This window comes from Sorangium sp. So ce131, assembly GCF_051519095.1.
In the GTDB taxonomy this organism is placed as follows: Bacteria; Myxococcota_A; Polyangia; order Polyangiales; family Polyangiaceae; genus Sorangium.
Genome location: NZ_CP150455.1, coordinates 12,438,288 through 12,452,591 on the forward strand (window position 1 = coordinate 12,438,288; position 14,304 = coordinate 12,452,591).

The 14,304-nt window shown below is 74.0% G+C and carries 14 protein-coding genes; 8 read left to right on the plus strand and 6 right to left on the minus strand.

From position 1 onward, the window contains the following. Window positions 1-134 precede the first annotated feature (134 nt). The 4 genes from WMF43_RS45290 to WMF43_RS45305 form a co-directional block, all read right to left on the minus strand. Window positions 135-599, minus strand: coding sequence for a hypothetical protein (locus WMF43_RS45290; RefSeq protein WP_437674731.1), 465 nt, complete (start codon window positions 597-599; stop codon window positions 135-137). Next, a complete protein-coding gene (locus WMF43_RS45295; RefSeq protein ID WP_437674733.1) occupies window positions 596-979 on the minus strand; it encodes a phage holin family protein in 384 nt (127 codons plus the stop codon). The genes WMF43_RS45290 and WMF43_RS45295 overlap by 4 nt, the downstream gene beginning before the upstream one ends. Before the next feature lie 216 nt (window positions 980-1,195). Further along, window positions 1,196-2,080, minus strand: a complete 885-nt coding sequence (prmC, locus tag WMF43_RS45300; RefSeq protein ID WP_437674734.1) for a peptide chain release factor N(5)-glutamine methyltransferase — start codon at window positions 2,078-2,080, stop codon at window positions 1,196-1,198. Beyond that, window positions 2,077-3,528: a phosphomannomutase/phosphoglucomutase gene (locus WMF43_RS45305; RefSeq protein ID WP_437674736.1), complete on the minus strand. Its 1,452-nt coding sequence runs from the start codon at window positions 3,526-3,528 to the stop codon at window positions 2,077-2,079. Before WMF43_RS45305 ends, prmC begins: the two co-directional genes overlap by 4 nt. A 210-nt stretch (window positions 3,529-3,738) precedes the next feature. Here WMF43_RS45305 and WMF43_RS45310 point away from each other — a divergent pair, with 210 nt between their 5' ends. The 6 genes from WMF43_RS45310 to WMF43_RS45335 all read left to right on the plus strand — a co-directional run bounded on the left by WMF43_RS45310 (window position 3,739) and on the right by WMF43_RS45335 (window position 9,016). After that, window positions 3,739-4,857 carry a PEGA domain-containing protein gene (locus WMF43_RS45310; RefSeq protein WP_437674738.1) on the plus strand — a complete coding sequence of 373 codons (1,119 nt, stop codon included), beginning with the start codon at window positions 3,739-3,741 and terminating at the stop codon, window positions 4,855-4,857. Between the two features lie 37 nt (window positions 4,858-4,894). Next, window positions 4,895-5,440, plus strand: coding sequence for a 16S rRNA (guanine(966)-N(2))-methyltransferase RsmD (gene rsmD / locus WMF43_RS45315; RefSeq protein WP_437674740.1), 546 nt, complete (start codon window positions 4,895-4,897; stop codon window positions 5,438-5,440). A 331-nt stretch (window positions 5,441-5,771) separates the two neighbouring features. Further along, the gene (locus WMF43_RS45320; RefSeq protein WP_437674742.1) at window positions 5,772-6,374 is read left to right on the plus strand and encodes an AgmX/PglI C-terminal domain-containing protein; all 603 of its coding nucleotides are present in this window, start codon (window positions 5,772-5,774) and stop codon (window positions 6,372-6,374) included. 10 nt (window positions 6,375-6,384) lie between these two features. Next, entirely contained in the window at window positions 6,385-6,813 is a 429-nt protein-coding gene (locus WMF43_RS45325) for a hypothetical protein (protein WP_437674744.1), read from the plus strand. Window positions 6,814-6,833: 20 nt separating this feature from the next. Next, the gene (gene truA / locus WMF43_RS45330; protein ID WP_437674746.1) at window positions 6,834-7,724 is read left to right on the plus strand and encodes a tRNA pseudouridine(38-40) synthase TruA; all 891 of its coding nucleotides are present in this window, start codon (window positions 6,834-6,836) and stop codon (window positions 7,722-7,724) included. A gap of 89 nt (window positions 7,725-7,813) precedes the next feature. Continuing rightward, complete coding sequence (locus tag WMF43_RS45335) at window positions 7,814-9,016, plus strand: exo-beta-N-acetylmuramidase NamZ family protein (RefSeq protein WP_437674748.1); 1,203 nt, start codon at window positions 7,814-7,816, stop codon at window positions 9,014-9,016. A gap of 16 nt (window positions 9,017-9,032) precedes the next feature. On the opposite strand, the gene WMF43_RS45340 is transcribed toward WMF43_RS45335, so the two are convergent. Both WMF43_RS45340 and WMF43_RS45345 read right to left on the minus strand, forming a co-directional pair. After that, complete coding sequence (locus WMF43_RS45340) at window positions 9,033-9,419, minus strand: SPW repeat domain-containing protein (RefSeq protein WP_437674750.1); 387 nt, start codon at window positions 9,417-9,419, stop codon at window positions 9,033-9,035. A 228-nt stretch (window positions 9,420-9,647) separates the two neighbouring features. After that, on the minus strand, window positions 9,648-10,196 hold the full coding sequence (locus tag WMF43_RS45345; protein WP_437674751.1) for an HD domain-containing protein: 549 nt from the start codon (window positions 10,194-10,196) through the stop codon (window positions 9,648-9,650). A 529-nt stretch (window positions 10,197-10,725) separates the two neighbouring features. On the opposite strand from WMF43_RS45345, the gene WMF43_RS45350 reads away from it, so the two are divergent. Beyond that, window positions 10,726-12,459, plus strand: a complete 1,734-nt coding sequence (locus WMF43_RS45350) for an OmpA family protein (RefSeq protein WP_437674753.1) — start codon at window positions 10,726-10,728, stop codon at window positions 12,457-12,459. Continuing rightward, on the plus strand, window positions 12,456-14,186 hold the full coding sequence (locus tag WMF43_RS45355; RefSeq protein WP_437674755.1) for a DUF3344 domain-containing protein: 1,731 nt from the start codon (window positions 12,456-12,458) through the stop codon (window positions 14,184-14,186). The genes WMF43_RS45350 and WMF43_RS45355 overlap by 4 nt, the downstream gene beginning before the upstream one ends. The last annotated feature ends 118 nt before the right edge of the window (window positions 14,187-14,304 follow it).

Sequence of the window (14,304 nt, forward strand, 5' to 3'; positions counted from 1 at the left end):
GCGCCAGGAAACCGGAGACGTGACGAGGGGAGCCAATGCCGGGAAGGCCCTTCCCCTCCCCTCTTGGCGTCCTTGGCGCCCTTGGCGTTCTTGGCGTTCTTTCTCCTGATCCGAGCCAATCCCCCGCAGCAGGCCTAGGCCCGGAGCTCGGGCGGCTTCCCGCGCGGCAGCGCCTCACCGCCCGGCGTCGCCAGCGTGAGCCGGATGCCGCGGCGGATGAGCTGCATCGCCAGGAACGACGCCGCGCCGATCAGGATCTTCCGCCCGATCTCGCGCGGCACGCTCGGCTTGCCCTGCGCCGCCACCCAGTCCGGGTGCCGCCACGAGCGCACCAGCGCCCGGATGCGCTCGCCGCGCAGCCGCTCGCCCCGCGCGCCCGCGCGTACGTCCTGCACCAGCGCGATCACCGCCGCGCCGCCCATGACCGCGAGCAAGAGCCCCCCGACGACCACCCCCGGGCCGCTCCGGCGCACCTCGGCCCCCACGTCGAGCAGCTCGTGCCGCCGCTGATCGATCGCCTCGATCGTGTGCATCAGCCGCTCGCGCAGCTCGTCCGCCTTGCGCTCGAACGCCTCGCGCTGGCCGTTCATCCGCTTCATGCGACGTGCTCCCGCAGCACCCGGACGTCCGCCGCGACGCGCTCCTGGGTCCTCTCGAGCGGCCGCTTCGGGGCCCGCGTGTACCCGACCAGGCCCACCACCACGGCCAGCACCACGAACCCGAGCCCGAGCAGGAGCGCCGGGATCGGGGACGGCGAGATCGAGAGCGCGAGCGCGACGAGCACCAGCGCGAGCCCGATCAGCGCCGCGGCCACCGCCACGCCCAGCGCGATGCCCGACCTCTTCGCCCACGCGATCTCCTCGCTGATCTCGTCGCGCGCCAGCGCGACCTCGACCTGCATCAGCTCCTTGGCCTCGGCGATCGCCTCCTTCACGAGATCGGCCGTCGAGCTCTCGGGCCTGGGATCCACCTGCCTCATGAAACACCTCTCCGCCTGACGGGGTGAACACGCGCGGAGGAACGGAGCAGACAGCCGCCAGCGCGCCCGGCGCGCCACGGAGCGTCCGCCCCCGCCGCCGCGCCAGGCGGTGCAACCGGCACGCCAGCCACCGCGCCGCACAGGCGCGCGCGCGCTGCGCGGCCCGGCCCCACCCCCGCGCCCCGGCGCCGCGAGGATCCAGGGCGCGGCAGGCGATCAGGGCAAGGCGCCGGCGACGACGCGCTCGTGCCCGCCGTAGTCGAGGCTCTTCACGACGTCGCGGAACCCCGCCCGGGCGAAGAGCTCGGCCACCGCGCCCGCCTTGCCCGCCTCGACCTCGACCGCCAGCACGCCGCCGCCGGCGAGCAGCGCCGGCGCGCCCGCGACGAGCCGGCGCGTGACGTCGAGCCCGTCCGCGCCGCCCGCGAGCGCGAGGTGCGGCTCGTAGCCGCGGATGTCGACCTGCAGCGAGCCCACGTCGCCGTCGGGGATGTACGGCGGGTTCGCGGTGATCAGGTCGAAGCGGAGGCCGGGCGGCAGGCCGGCGAAGAGATCCGCGCGCAAAAACCCCGCGTTCACCGCGCCGAGGCGGAGCGCGTTCTCGCGGGCGACGGCGAGCGCGCCGGCCGAGATGTCCACGCCGAGCACGCGGCTGGTGGGCCGCTCGCACGCGAGGCTGATGGCGACGCAGCCCGACCCGGTGCACAGATCGAGCACGCGCGCGGCGAGGGCGATGCGCCGCGTCCGGGCGAGGCCGACCTCGACCAGGATCTCGGTGTCCGGGCGCGGGATGAGCACGCGCGGATCGACCCGGAACGGGCGGCCGTAGAACTCCCGCACACCGAGCAGGTAAGCGACCGGCTCGCCGGCGCGGCGGCGCTGGTGCAGGTCCCGGTACGCGGCGAGCTCGGCCTTGTCGAGCGGCCGGTCGGCGTCGATCAGCAGGCCGACCCGGTCGATGCCCAGCACCTTGCCGAGCAGGAGCTCGGCGTCGAGGCGCGCCGAGGACGCGCCGCGCTTCTTGAGATCACCCGAGGCCCAGGTGATCACGCGGCGGATGGTCCAGGCTTCGTTCTGCGGCTCGACGTCGGGCTTGGTCACGGGGCGGGGGCGGCGAGGGACTCGCGGACAGCGGCGGCGACGACGGCCTCGACCTCGGCGCGGATCTCGTCGCGCCGCGCGACCGAGCGGGCCTCGAAACGCAGCACCAGGATCGGGCCGGTGTTCGAGGCGCGGCAGAGGCCCCAGGCGCCGCCGCCGAAGTCGACGCGCGCCCCGTCGATGTCCACCACCGGGCGGACGCCTCGGAAATGGTCGGTCACGCGGCGGACGACCTCGAACTTCACCGCGTCGGGGCAGTCGACGCGGATCTCGGGCGTGGCGAACGTCTCCGGGACGTCCGCGAGCAGCGCGCTGAGCGGCCGGCCCTCGCGGGCCACGATCTCGAGCAGGCGGACCGACGCGTACACCGCGTCGTCGAACCCGAACCACCGGTCGGCGAAGAACATGTGCCCGCTCATCTCCCCGGCGAGCAGCGCGCCCTCCTCCTTCATCTTCGTCTTGATGAGGGAGTGGCCCGTCTTCCAGAGGACCGGGCGCCCGCCGCGCGCGGCGATGTCGGCGTAGAGGGTCTCGGAGCACTTCACCTCCCCGAGCACGGCCGAGCCGGGGCGCTCGGCGAGCAGCGACCGGGCGAAGAGCAGCAGCAGCTTGTCCCCCCAGAGCACCTCGCCGCGCTCGTCGACCACGCCGAGCCGGTCGCCGTCGCCGTCCCACGCGATGCCGAGCGCGGCGCCGGTCGCGAGCACGCGGTCCCGCAGCGCCGCGAGGTTCGCGGGCACCGTCGGGTCGGGGTGGTGGTTCGGGAAGCGGCCGTCGATGTCGCAGAAGAGCGCGTCCGGCGAGAAGCCGAGCGCCGCGAGCGTGCGGGTGCCCAGCGGGCCGGCCGCGCCGTTGCCGGCGTCGACCACGAAGCGGACGTCGGTGCTCGACAGGCGGGACGCCGCGCGCACCGCCGCGATGTAGTCGGCCTCGAGGTCGACCTCGGAGAACGAGCCGGGCGGCGAGGGCGCGGCGCCGGCGCCGCCGTCGCTGCCCTGCTCGATGAGGTCGGCGAGCGCCTGGATTTCCTTGCCGAAGAACGAGGCCTTGCCGCGCATCAGCTTGAACCCGTTGTCGGGCGCCGGGTTGTGGCTCGCCGTCACCATGATCGCGCCGTCCGCATGCAGGTGATGGGCCGCGAAGTAGAGCAGCGGCGTCGGGCCGACGCCGGCGGAGATCACGTCGGCGCCGCCGGCGCGCAGGCCGTCCGTGAGCGCGGAGAACAGGCGGTCGCTGGAGAGGCGGCCGTCGCGGCAGACCGCGACCCGGGGCGCCGCGGCCGCCGCCCCGCCCTGGCTGTTCACCGCGCCCGCCGCCGCGCCCGCCGCCTCGCGGCGGAGGAGCTGGGCGAACGCGGCGCCGAGCGCGCGCGCGAGCTCGCTCGTGAGGTCGCGCTCGGCGTCGCCGCGGATGTCGTACTCGCGAAAGATGTGTCGGGGGACTCTCATGGACCGGCCCAATGCGTGCTGCAGGCCTCGCTGCGGCGCGGGCCAGCGCTGCAAAAGCTCTGACACAGCGCGATCGTGGGCGAAACGAAAAACGCGCGCGCTGCGCGCGGGCCCAGTGAGATTGCGTTCCCGGCCGCCGGCCGGGTAACTTGGGCGCGTGGAGCTCAGGACCGCAGGATGACGCGCGCACAGAGAACCGGTCTCGCAGCCGTGCTGACCCTCTCCGCCTGCCTCTCCCGCGGCGGCGCCGCGCGGGCGGCAGAGCCGTCGGCGTCGGCCCTGCCGATCACCGTCATCGCCCTCCGGACCGACGACGCCTACGACCAGGCGGACGCGCTCACCAAGGCGCTCCGCTCGGCCATCAAGGATACCCCGGGCTGGTCGGTCGGCGAGGGCGACTTCTCGCTCGAGGTCCTGACGCTCAGCCTGCAGTGCAGCGACGTGCCCGACGCGGCGTGCCAGAGCCGCATCGCCGACCAGATCAAGAGCGACCGCTACCTCTGGGGCGTGGTCCGCAAGGAGGGCACCAGCGTCGTGGGCGAGCTGCACCTGTGGAGCCGCGGGAAGCCGGCCGCGAACGTGCCGGTGAAGCACAGCGCGAACCTCACCGAGGGCAACGACGAGACGCTCCGCAAGATCGCGGCCGACGCCGTGGCGGCGCTGACCGGCGGGCCGCCGAAGGGCTCCCTCCGCGTGAGGACGGGCGCGGCGCAGGCGAGCGTGCTCATCGACGGCAAGCCGGCGGGCGCGGTGCAGAACGGCGAGGCGACGTTCACGGTCGTGACCGGGCCCCACCGGGTGCTCGTCAAATCGCCGGGGTTCCTCGACGCCGAGGCGTCGGTCGTGGTCCAGCCCGTCGCCACCACGGACGTGGCGCTCAGCCAGATGCCCGTGGAGTCGTCGCAGCCCAGCTGGAAGCGGGTGGGCGGCTTCGTCGGCCTCGGCGCGGGGGCGGTGTTCGGGACCGTGGCCGTCATCAGCTCGATCCAGGTCGCGACCGTGCCGAGCGACCCGCGGTTCAAGGCCTACCGCGCGCTGTTCGACCGGAAGGTCGAGGACGTCTGCGCGCGCGAGCAACGCCAGGCCATCCGGGGCGACGTCACCGCGGACACGCGGACGGTCGAGGCCGGCATCGGGCTGTGCGAGCGCGCGGACACCCACACGGCGCTCCAGATCGTGCTCTACCCGCTGGCGGCGATCTCCGCGGGCGTCGGCGCCTACCTGCTCGTGACGAGCGGCGAGGGCCGGTCGACGGTGCGCCCCGGCTTGACCGTGCAGCCGAGCGTCAGCCTCGACGCGGGCGGCCTCGACGTGACCTACCGCTGGTGACCGGCGCGCCGGGGCCCGCGGCGGCGGGGCGACGACCATGCGGGTGATCGCCGGCCGGCTCGGCGGGCGGCGGCTCGCCGCGCCGCGCGGCGAGGGCACGCGGCCGACCGCGGACCGCGTGCGCGAGGCGCTCTTCTCCTCGCTCGGCGACGTCACCGACGCGCTCGTCTGCGACCTCTACGCCGGCACCGGCGCGCTCGGCATCGAGGCGCTCTCGCGCGGCGCGCGGCGCGCGGTCTTCGTCGACAGCGGCCGGCCCGCGCTCGCCGCGCTCCGCGAGAACCTCGCCGCGCTCGGCCTCGGCGAGGCCGCGCGGGTCGTCCCCCTCCCGGTCGAGCGCGCGCTCGACCTGCTCCACGACGAGCCCCCCTTCGACCTCGTCCTGCTCGATCCGCCGTACGCCGCCCTGGCGAAGGCCGTCGCCGCGGCGGCGCGCCTCGCCGGGCCCCTCGGCCTGCTCGCCCCGGCGGGGCGCCTCGTCCTCGAGCACGCCCGGCGCGACCCCTCCCCGGAGATCGCCGGGCTCACGCGCGACGCGGTCCGCACGTACGGCGACACCGCCGTGTCGTTTTACACCCGCTGACCTGCCGCGCAGGCGCCCGCGGAGCTGCCGCGCAGGCGCCCGCGGAGCTGCCGCGCAGGCGCCCGCGGATCTGCCGCGCAGGCGCCGCGGAACCTGCCGCACCCGCCGACCCGCCGCGGAGCTGCCGCCGAGCTACCGCGGACCTGCCCGCCGCGCGGCCCCGCGCGTTCGTCCCGCGCGCATCCAGTTTCCTGGCGCGCTCCCCTGCCCTCCCTTGTAGACTCGGCCCCGCCGGACGCGCCCGCGTCTCGGCTCCGGCGCACGGAGGACCCGGCCCACGCGGCCGCCCCCCGCGCGCTCCTCCGGGAGGACTTCTCACGTGTCCGCATCGATGCCTCCGCCGTCTCAGCAGATTCCAGGAAAATCCAGCAACACTGGGCTCTACATCGCGGGAATGGTCGTGCTGGCCGCGCTCATCGCGGGCCTTTTGTACTGGAGGCTGCGCCCGGAGCCGGCGCCGACGGCCGCCGCGCCGACGGCCGCCACGCCGGCCGAGGCCAAGCCGGCGGACCCGCCGCCCTTCGCGCCGCCGCCGCCCCCGCCGCCCGTCGACGAGGTCGAGGACGCCGGCGTGGACGCCGGCAAGGTCGCGACGGGACAACCGTCGACGACCGGCAAGGGGCCTTGCACCGGCAAGTGCGGTGACGGGGTGGGCTCGCCCGCGCTCGACTCGGCGGTGCTCGGGCTCGCTCGTTCCGCGCAGGGTTGTTACAACCGCGCGCTGCGCACCTCGGAGGTCTCGGGAAAGCTGACGGTCAGCGTGCAGGTCGGCTCGTCAGGCGCGGTGTGCAACGCCTCGATCGTCAACGACTCGGTCGGCTCGAACGAGATTGCGTCTTGCGTCCTGGGCCGTTTCCGCGGCAAATCACTGCCTCCGCCGCAGAGCGGATGCGTCGTGGTGAACGTGCCGATCAACTTCACCATCAAGCAATAGGAAGCCGCCGATGCGAACGCTCTCCCTCCGGATGGCCAGCCTGCTCCTCCTCGCGCTCGCGCCGCTCGCCTCGCAGGGCGCCGCGTGCACCGTGGAGGACGGGACCACGCCGACCTGCACCAACAACGTCGACCCCGAGACGGGGATCCTGAACAACAACGACGCGGACGCGTGCCACCAGTTCCCGTCCTGCGTCGTGAACGGCAAGCTGTCGCCCCCCGAGGAGTGCTGCAAGAACAGCGAGGGCCTCGTCAACCGGGAGTGCGTGAGGGGGTACGCGCCCCTGAGCGGCGCGGCCTCCACGACGTCGGCGTCCGGCTCCGGAGGCGGCGGCGGGGGCGGCAGCTCGGGCGACGGCGGCGGGGGCAGCTCGGGCGACGGCGGCGGGGGCAGCTCGGGCGACGGCGGCGGGGGCGGCGGCGGGGGGAGCGGCGGCTAGCCCGCGGCCATCATCGGGCAGTGGCGAGAATCGCTGCATCGGGCCGCGGGATCCTGCTCTCGGTCGCCTACGACGGGCGCCCCTTCGCGGGCTACGCGCGCCAGCGCGACCAGCGCACGGTGGCGGGGGAGCTGCTCGGCGCGCTGCGCGCGATCGACCCCGCCATCCGCGAGGTCCGCGGCGCGAGCCGCACCGACGCGGGCGTGCACGCGCGCGACCAGCGCGTCGCGTTCGACACCGCGGCGCCGCTGCCGCCGCGCGGCTGGGTCCTCGCGACCGCGCGCCACCTCCCGGACGAGATCGTGATCCGGCGCGCCTCGGTCGTGCGCGTCGGGTTCTCGCCGCGCTTCGAGAGTCTCCGCAAGCGCTACCGCTACCTGATCCTCCGCGACCAGGTGCGCGACCCGTTCCTCATCCGGCGCGCCTGGCGCGTCGAGGGCCTCACGGACGACGCGATCGAGCGGGCGCGCGCCGAGGCGGCCGCCGCGAAGGGCACCCACGACTTCGCCGCGTTCCGGACGAGCGTGGACGAGCGCACCTCCACCCAGCGGACGATCTACGACGTGGCGCTGTCGCTCGACCCCGCGGACCCGCGCGTCGTCCGGTTCGACATCGAGGGGAACGCGTTCCTGCACAACATGGTGCGCATCCTGGTCGGCACCCTGATCGACGTGGCGCGCGGCCACCTCGCGCCCGGCGCGATCGCCCGCGCGATCGCCTCGGGCGACCGGCGCGACGCGGGGATCACGGCGCCGCCGGACGGGCTCTACCTGGAGCAGATCCACCTGCGCGACGACGGCAAGGATCCGTGGCCGGCGGGGCCTTCGGACGGATCTTCGGGCGACGACGCCGCCCTGGAAGCGCCCGAGCTCGAGGTCGAGCCGGACGCGCCGCCCTTGCCCGAGCCTTGAGCCGCGGTTTCCGCGCCGCGCCGCCCCCCTCCCGGAGAATCCGGCGCGGACAAATGGACTGCCCGCGCGCGCCTTGGTAGGTCGTGGTCGTGCACGTCGGACTCGACCGTCTCCCGGAGCTCCCGCTCCTCCAGCGCCTCCGGTCGGCTCGCCTCGGGGTGCTCGCGCACCCCGCGAGCGTCGACCGCGAGCTCACCCACATCGCCGCCGTGCTCGAGCGGCTCGGCGTGCGCCCGCGCGTCTTCTTCGGCCCCGAGCACGGCTACGGCGGCGAGGCCCAGGACATGGCGGCGGTCAGCAGCGCCGTCGACGCCCGCTCCGGCGCCCGCATCGTCAGCCTGTACGGCGACCGCTTCGAGGATCTCTCGCCCTCCGCGGCGGATCTCGCGGAGATCGACGTGCTCCTCGTCGATCTCGCCGACGTCGGCGCGCGGTACTACACGTTCGTCTGGACGGCGCTGCTCGCGCTGCGGGCGGCGCAGGCCGCGGGCGTGCACGTCGTGGTGCTCGACCGGCCGAACCCGATCGGCGGCGCGGCCGAGGGCGTCGAGGGCGCGACGCAGGCGCCGGGGTTCCTCTCGTTCGTGGGCCTCGAGCCCGTGCCCATCCGCCACGCGCTCACGGTGGGCGAGCTGCTCGCGCTCTTCGCGCGGCGCGAGGGCATCCCGCTCGGCGACGTCGCCTGCGGCCTTTCGGTCGTGGCCGTCCAGGGCCTGCGCCGCGAGGCACTCGCGGCCGAGTGGGACCGGCCGTTCGTCCTCCCCTCCCCCAACATGCCGACGGCGGACACCGCGCTCGTTTATCCCGGCGGCTGCCTGCTGGAGGGGACGAACCTGTCCGAGGGGCGCGGCACGACGCGCCCGTTCGAGATCGTCGGCGCCCCGTGGCTCGACGGCCGCGATCTCGCCGCGCGCCTCGCGTCCACGGCGCTCCCGGGCTTCGTGGCGCGGCCGCTCACGTTCCGGCCGACGTTCCAGAAGCACGCCGGCGCGATCTGCGGGGGCGTCCAGATCCACGTCACGGACCCGCGCGCCTTCCGCCCCGTGGCGACCTACGTCGCGCTCACGGCCTTCGCCCGGCGGCAGCAGCCGGAGCAGTTCCGCTTCCGCACCGAGCGGTACGAGTACGTCGACACGATCCCGGCCTTCGACCTGCTCACCGGGTCCTCCGCCGCGCGCCTCGCGATCGAGGCCGGCGAGGATCCGCTGGCGATCGCCCTGGAGGTGTCGCGCCCGGATCCCGCCTGGCCCGAGGTGATGCGCGAGGCGCAGGCGGCGCTCTCCGCCTGCTGAGCGCCGCCCGCGCGGCTCAGCGGTCGTAGCGATCGTAACGCGACGCGCGGGCGTCCGCGCCGGCCAGGATCCTCGTGGAGACGGCGAGGGTCACGAGCGCGATCCCGGCGGCCACGAAGAAGGTCCGCGCCCGGCCGGGGGCGGCGAAGCCGAGCAGCCAGGGCGCGGCGAGCAGGCCGGCGCCGAGGACGAGCTCGAGCGCGCCGTGCACCGCGAGCGGGATCTTGCCGGAGGCGCCGAGCGGGTGGTCGGACAGCAGCGACACGATGAAGTGCCCGAGGGCCGCGACATAACAGGCCGACGCCGGCACCGGATCGAGGCGGAGCGTCAGCGGCGCGAGCGCGAGCAGGACGACGACCGTGTAATCGACGTAGCCGTGGAGGCGGGGAGACAGGAGCTTCATCGGTCCCTCCTTGGAGGAGCGCTGTCTCCGGTGGTGCATCGGATGTGCCGGGGAGAGGGCCTCATCCACCGTGCAAGATGCGTTGGAACGCCGCGCAGACCGGGAAATCAGGCGGGAGCGGCCTTGCCCGGGACGGAGCCGAGGTGCCTGCCCTGCTCACCATGGTTGACGGATCCCCGCGGCGTGGGTCGATGTCGTCGCTCGATCGGCGCGGGGCCGGCGCGGGGCTCAGCGGAGCGAGAGCAGCTCGTCGAGCACGGCCTCGTACTCGTCGATGAGGGGGTGCGGTGGCAGCGCCCGCGACATCGCCCGCAGCTCCTCGAACCGGGCGACCTGGATTTCCTTGCCGCGCTTGAACATCGGCCATGGGTCGCCGTGCTCGCGCGAGCAGACGATGATGGACTGGAAGTTATCTATCTTGTCCGCCAGCGAGATGGCCTGAGCGTCCCAGGGCTTCTTGGGGAACGCCTCGAGATACAGGCGCTTCCGGTCTTCCCAGGGCAGCGACCTGTCCTGCTCGGTGACGTGGAGGACGAGCGTGGCGACCCGCTCGCCGAAGCGCTGGCGCAGCTCGTCGAACGTGACCCCCTGATCTTCCATCGCGTCGTGCAGGGCGCCGGCCGCGACGACCTCCTCGTCGAAGCCGTGGCGCGCGAGCAGGACCGCCACCCCGGCGAGGTGGCTGATGTAGGGGACGTCCGCGTTCGGATACTTGCGTTTCTGTGCCCGGTGCCAGACCGCCGCCTGGTCGAGCGCGCGCTTGAGGAGGGTGCCCATCGCGGTGTGCAGCCACCATAGCCGCTCGGCGCCCCGAGCGCAGGCGTTCAGAGGCGCCCCGACGCAGGCGAGCCGCGGCGCGGTCCGGCGCCGCCCGCAGCGCGCTCGGGGATCACCCCCGGGTCGCGCGGCGGAGCGCACTGCAGCGCGCTCCGGCCGCCCGCGTGTCGGCGCGCCCGAGCGGACCGGCCGGCCGCGCGCCGAGCGGGTCGATGGCGAGGTGCGCCGAGCGGGTCGATGGCGAACTTGCGCCGAGCGGGTCGGCGGCGAACGTGCGCCGAGCGGGTCGACAGGCGCGCGCGCCGAGCGGGTCGGCGGCGCGGCCGGGGCGAGCTGCGATGAAGCGACGAGCGCGCGGCGAGACAACCTCTCGTTCGTTCAGAGGGTCCGGGGAGGTGCGCAGAGGTCCTACGAAGATGGAGACCATGTCGCTCGTCGCCGGCGACGACGCTATTTCCGACCTGTATACTCGTCGGCGACAGCGTCTTATATCGTCATGCGAAACCCGCCGATGCAGGGTGCCACCTCGATGAGACCTTGGTCTTTCGTTCCATTCGCCGCCGCCCTGGCCGCCCTCGCCGCCGCGCCGACCCCTGCCCGCGCGCAGGAGGCGCCGCTCGAGCCTGAAGGCCTGGCCCTGAACCGCTTCGTCCCGGCGCCGGCCGGGGACCGCTTGTTCAGCGTGCCGTCCGCGTTCTCGGCGGGCCACCTGACGCCGCACGTGATGCTCATGGCCGACTATGCGAGCAATCCGCTCGTCCTCCGGCGCGAGCGCGACGGGGCGGACCTCGGCGCGGTGGTCAGCGACCAGCTCACGTTCCGGCTCAACGCGTCGCTGCCGCTCTGGAACAAGGTGGTCTTCAACCTCGACGCGCCGCTCACCGCCCTCCAGTCGGGCGAGAGCCCGAGCGGCGGCGGCCGGGCGTTCGCCTCCCCGAGCGGCGCGGAGCTCGGCGACCTGCGGCTCGGCGCGCGGGTGCAGCTCTACGGCGCCTACCACGACCCGCTCCAGGTCGCGGTGGGGGCGTACCTCTGGCTGCCCACGGGCGCGGACGACTCGTTCGTGAGCGACGGGAGCGTCCGCGGGATGCCGTTCGTCGTCGCCGGCGGCCGGATCGAGCGGCTCGTGTGGTCGGCCGCGGTGGGCGCCGAGCTCCGTCGCTCCCAGTCGTTCGGCGGCGTGGCGCAGGGGACGATGCTCACCCTGGGCGGCGGCGTCGGCTTCCTCGCCGCCGACGACCGGCTCCAGGTCGGGCCGGAGCTCAGCACCGCGATGGTGCTCGAGGACGTGAGCGATCGCTCGATCAACGCCGAGCTGCTCGTGGGCGCGCGGTACCGCTTCCTCCCCTTCATGGAGGCGGGGCTCGGTGTGGGTCCGGGGCTCACCTCGGGCATCGGCACGCCGGATCTGCGCGTGGTCGCGATGGTCGGCTTCACGCCGGAGCAGCCCCCGCCGGCCCCGGATCGGGACGGCGACGGCATCGCCGACGTGGTCGACGCTTGCCCGCAGGTGGCGGGCGTGCGCAGCGACGACCCGAAGAAGAACGGCTGCCCGCCGCCGCCCGACCGGGACAACGACGGCATCCTCGACGCGGACGACGCCTGCCCGCTCGAGCCCGGCGTGCGCAGCGACGACCCGAAGAAGAACGGCTGCCCGCCGCCGCTCGACCGGGACAACGACGGCATCCTCGACGCCGTCGACGCCTGCCCGCTCGCGGCCGGCCTGCCGAGCGACGATCCGACGAAGCACGGCTGCCCGCCGGACACGGACGGCGACACGTTCCGCGACGACACGGACGCCTGCCCGAGGGAGAAGGGCCACGCGAACCCGGACCCGCAGAAGCACGGCTGCCCGAAGGCGGTGCGGGTGACCGAGAAGCAGGTCGTGATCCTCCAGCAGGTGCAGTTCGACACGGACAAGGCCACGATCAAGCCGGAGAGCGATCCGCTGCTCGACGAGGTCGCGCAGGTCCTCCTGGAGCACCCGGAGATCATCCTCATCGAGATCCAGGGGCACACGGACGACCGCGGCACCGACGAGCACAACCGGGTGCTGTCGCAGAACCGCGCCAACTCGGTCCTGGCGGCGCTGGTCCGCCGCGGCATCGACTCGACCCGGCTGACGGCCCAGGGCTACGGACGGGACCAGCCCCTCGACAACAACGCCACCGATGAAGGGCGACAGAGGAATCGACGCGTCCAGTTCAACATCATCAAGAAGGCCGCATACAAGCCGCAGGCCGGAACCGGAGAGAATCGATGAGAAAGCAGTTGAGCATCACGGGCCTCTCTTCGCTCGCGCTGATCGGCCTCACGTCCGCGAGCGCGACGGCCGAGCCCAAGCTGCGCGTGCAGGTCGATCAGCCGGGCGACTTTGCCCTCATCGGGAGCTCGCTCGGGCAGGAGTGCCGCTCGTCGACGCCGGCGCCCGCGGCGGGCACGCTCGGCGACTGCGGCCAGTCGACCGTCGAGTCCGGGCCTGACCTCTTCTGGCGCTCCGACTCCCCCGAGGACGGCAGGGCGGAGGCGAACCTCGACATCTCGCCGGAGATGGCGCGCACGACCGCGGTGCTGGAGCTCCCCGACGGCGCGACGGTGACGCACGCGTTCCTGTACTGGGCGGCGCGCAACACCGCCGGCGTCGACACCGAGGTCGAGCTCCACCACGAGGGCGGGTTCGACGGCCCGATCACCGCGATCGACTCGGTCGAGACGGTGATCAACAAGGGCAAGCCCGACGAGACGCACAATTACCAGTCGGTCGCCGACGTCACCGCGATCGTCAAGGAGAGCGGCCCGGGGGCGTACCGGGTGGGCGGCGTGGATGTCGTCGACGTCAGGAACGCCGACGACGACGTGGTGTTCGTGGCGTGGTGGATGGTGGTGTTCTACGAGGCGCCGAACTCGCCGCCGCGCAACCTGGCGCTGTTCGACGGGCTCGATCGGGTCTCGACGGGCAACTCGCAGCGGGTCGAGCTGTCGGGCTTCAAGGCGCCCGACAGCGGCTTCGCCGCGAAGCTCGGCATCATCGCGTTCGAGGGCGACAACACGAACTCGGGCGACAGCGTCTTCTTCAACCCTGCGAACCCGGCGAGGCCCGACGTGGCCGAGGCGCTGAGCGACGCGATGAACCCCGCGGACAACTTCTTCAACGGCACCCGCTCGGCGCTCGGCCAGCCGGTGTCGGTGGAGGGCGATCTCCCGAGGATCAAGGGCACGCCGCAGAGCATGTCGGGCATGGACATCGACATCGTGGACGTGAGCGCGAAGCTGAAGGCCGGGCAGGAGCGGGCCACGATCATCGCCACGAGCAGCCAGGAGCTCTATTTCCTCGCGGGCTGGGTGACGTCGATCTCGAACTTCGGCCCCGATTTCAGCAAGTCGACCAAGGTGGCCACGGACGTGAGCGGGCCGCCGACGTTCCGCGGCGACGTCATCGAGTACCGCATCAAGGCCTTGAACAGCGGCAATGACGACGCGGTGGACGTGGTGTTGACCGATCCGCTGCCCGCGGGCGTGACGTTCGTGCCGGGATCGCTGGAGATCGTCGACGGGCCCGGCGCGGGGAAGCAGACGGACACGGTGGGCGACGACCTCGGCGAGTACGATGCGCAGACGCGGACGGTCCGGTTCCGGCTCGGCGACGGGGCAGAGCCGGAGAAGGGCGGCGGCATCACGTCGGGCAAGAGCGTCACGGTGCGCTTCTCGGTCACGGTCGACGAGGACGCGCCGAACACGGTCGCGAACCAGGCGAAGATCGCGGCGGCGGGCGCGCTCGGCGCCCCGCTCAGCGACGACCCGACGGACGGCAACGGCGACGGGCCGGGCGCGCCGCCGACCGAGGTTGCGGTGGAGCCCGAGAAGTTCTTCGCGGTCGGGAGCGGCGTGATCGGGCCCTGCGCGGCCAGGCCGGGGGGGCAGGAGGGGAGCGCCGGGTGGCTCGCCGGCTTGGCGCTGGCGGGGCTGCTCTGCCGGCGGCGCCGGGCGTAGCGCGCGGGGAGGTTGGGGAGCTGGCCGAGCTTCTCATCCGGCTTCCTCTGCACCCGAGCCGGCGTGAGCGGCGCTGTCGGGAGGCGCGCTGCCGGTCGCTTCAGGACTCCGGCGCCGC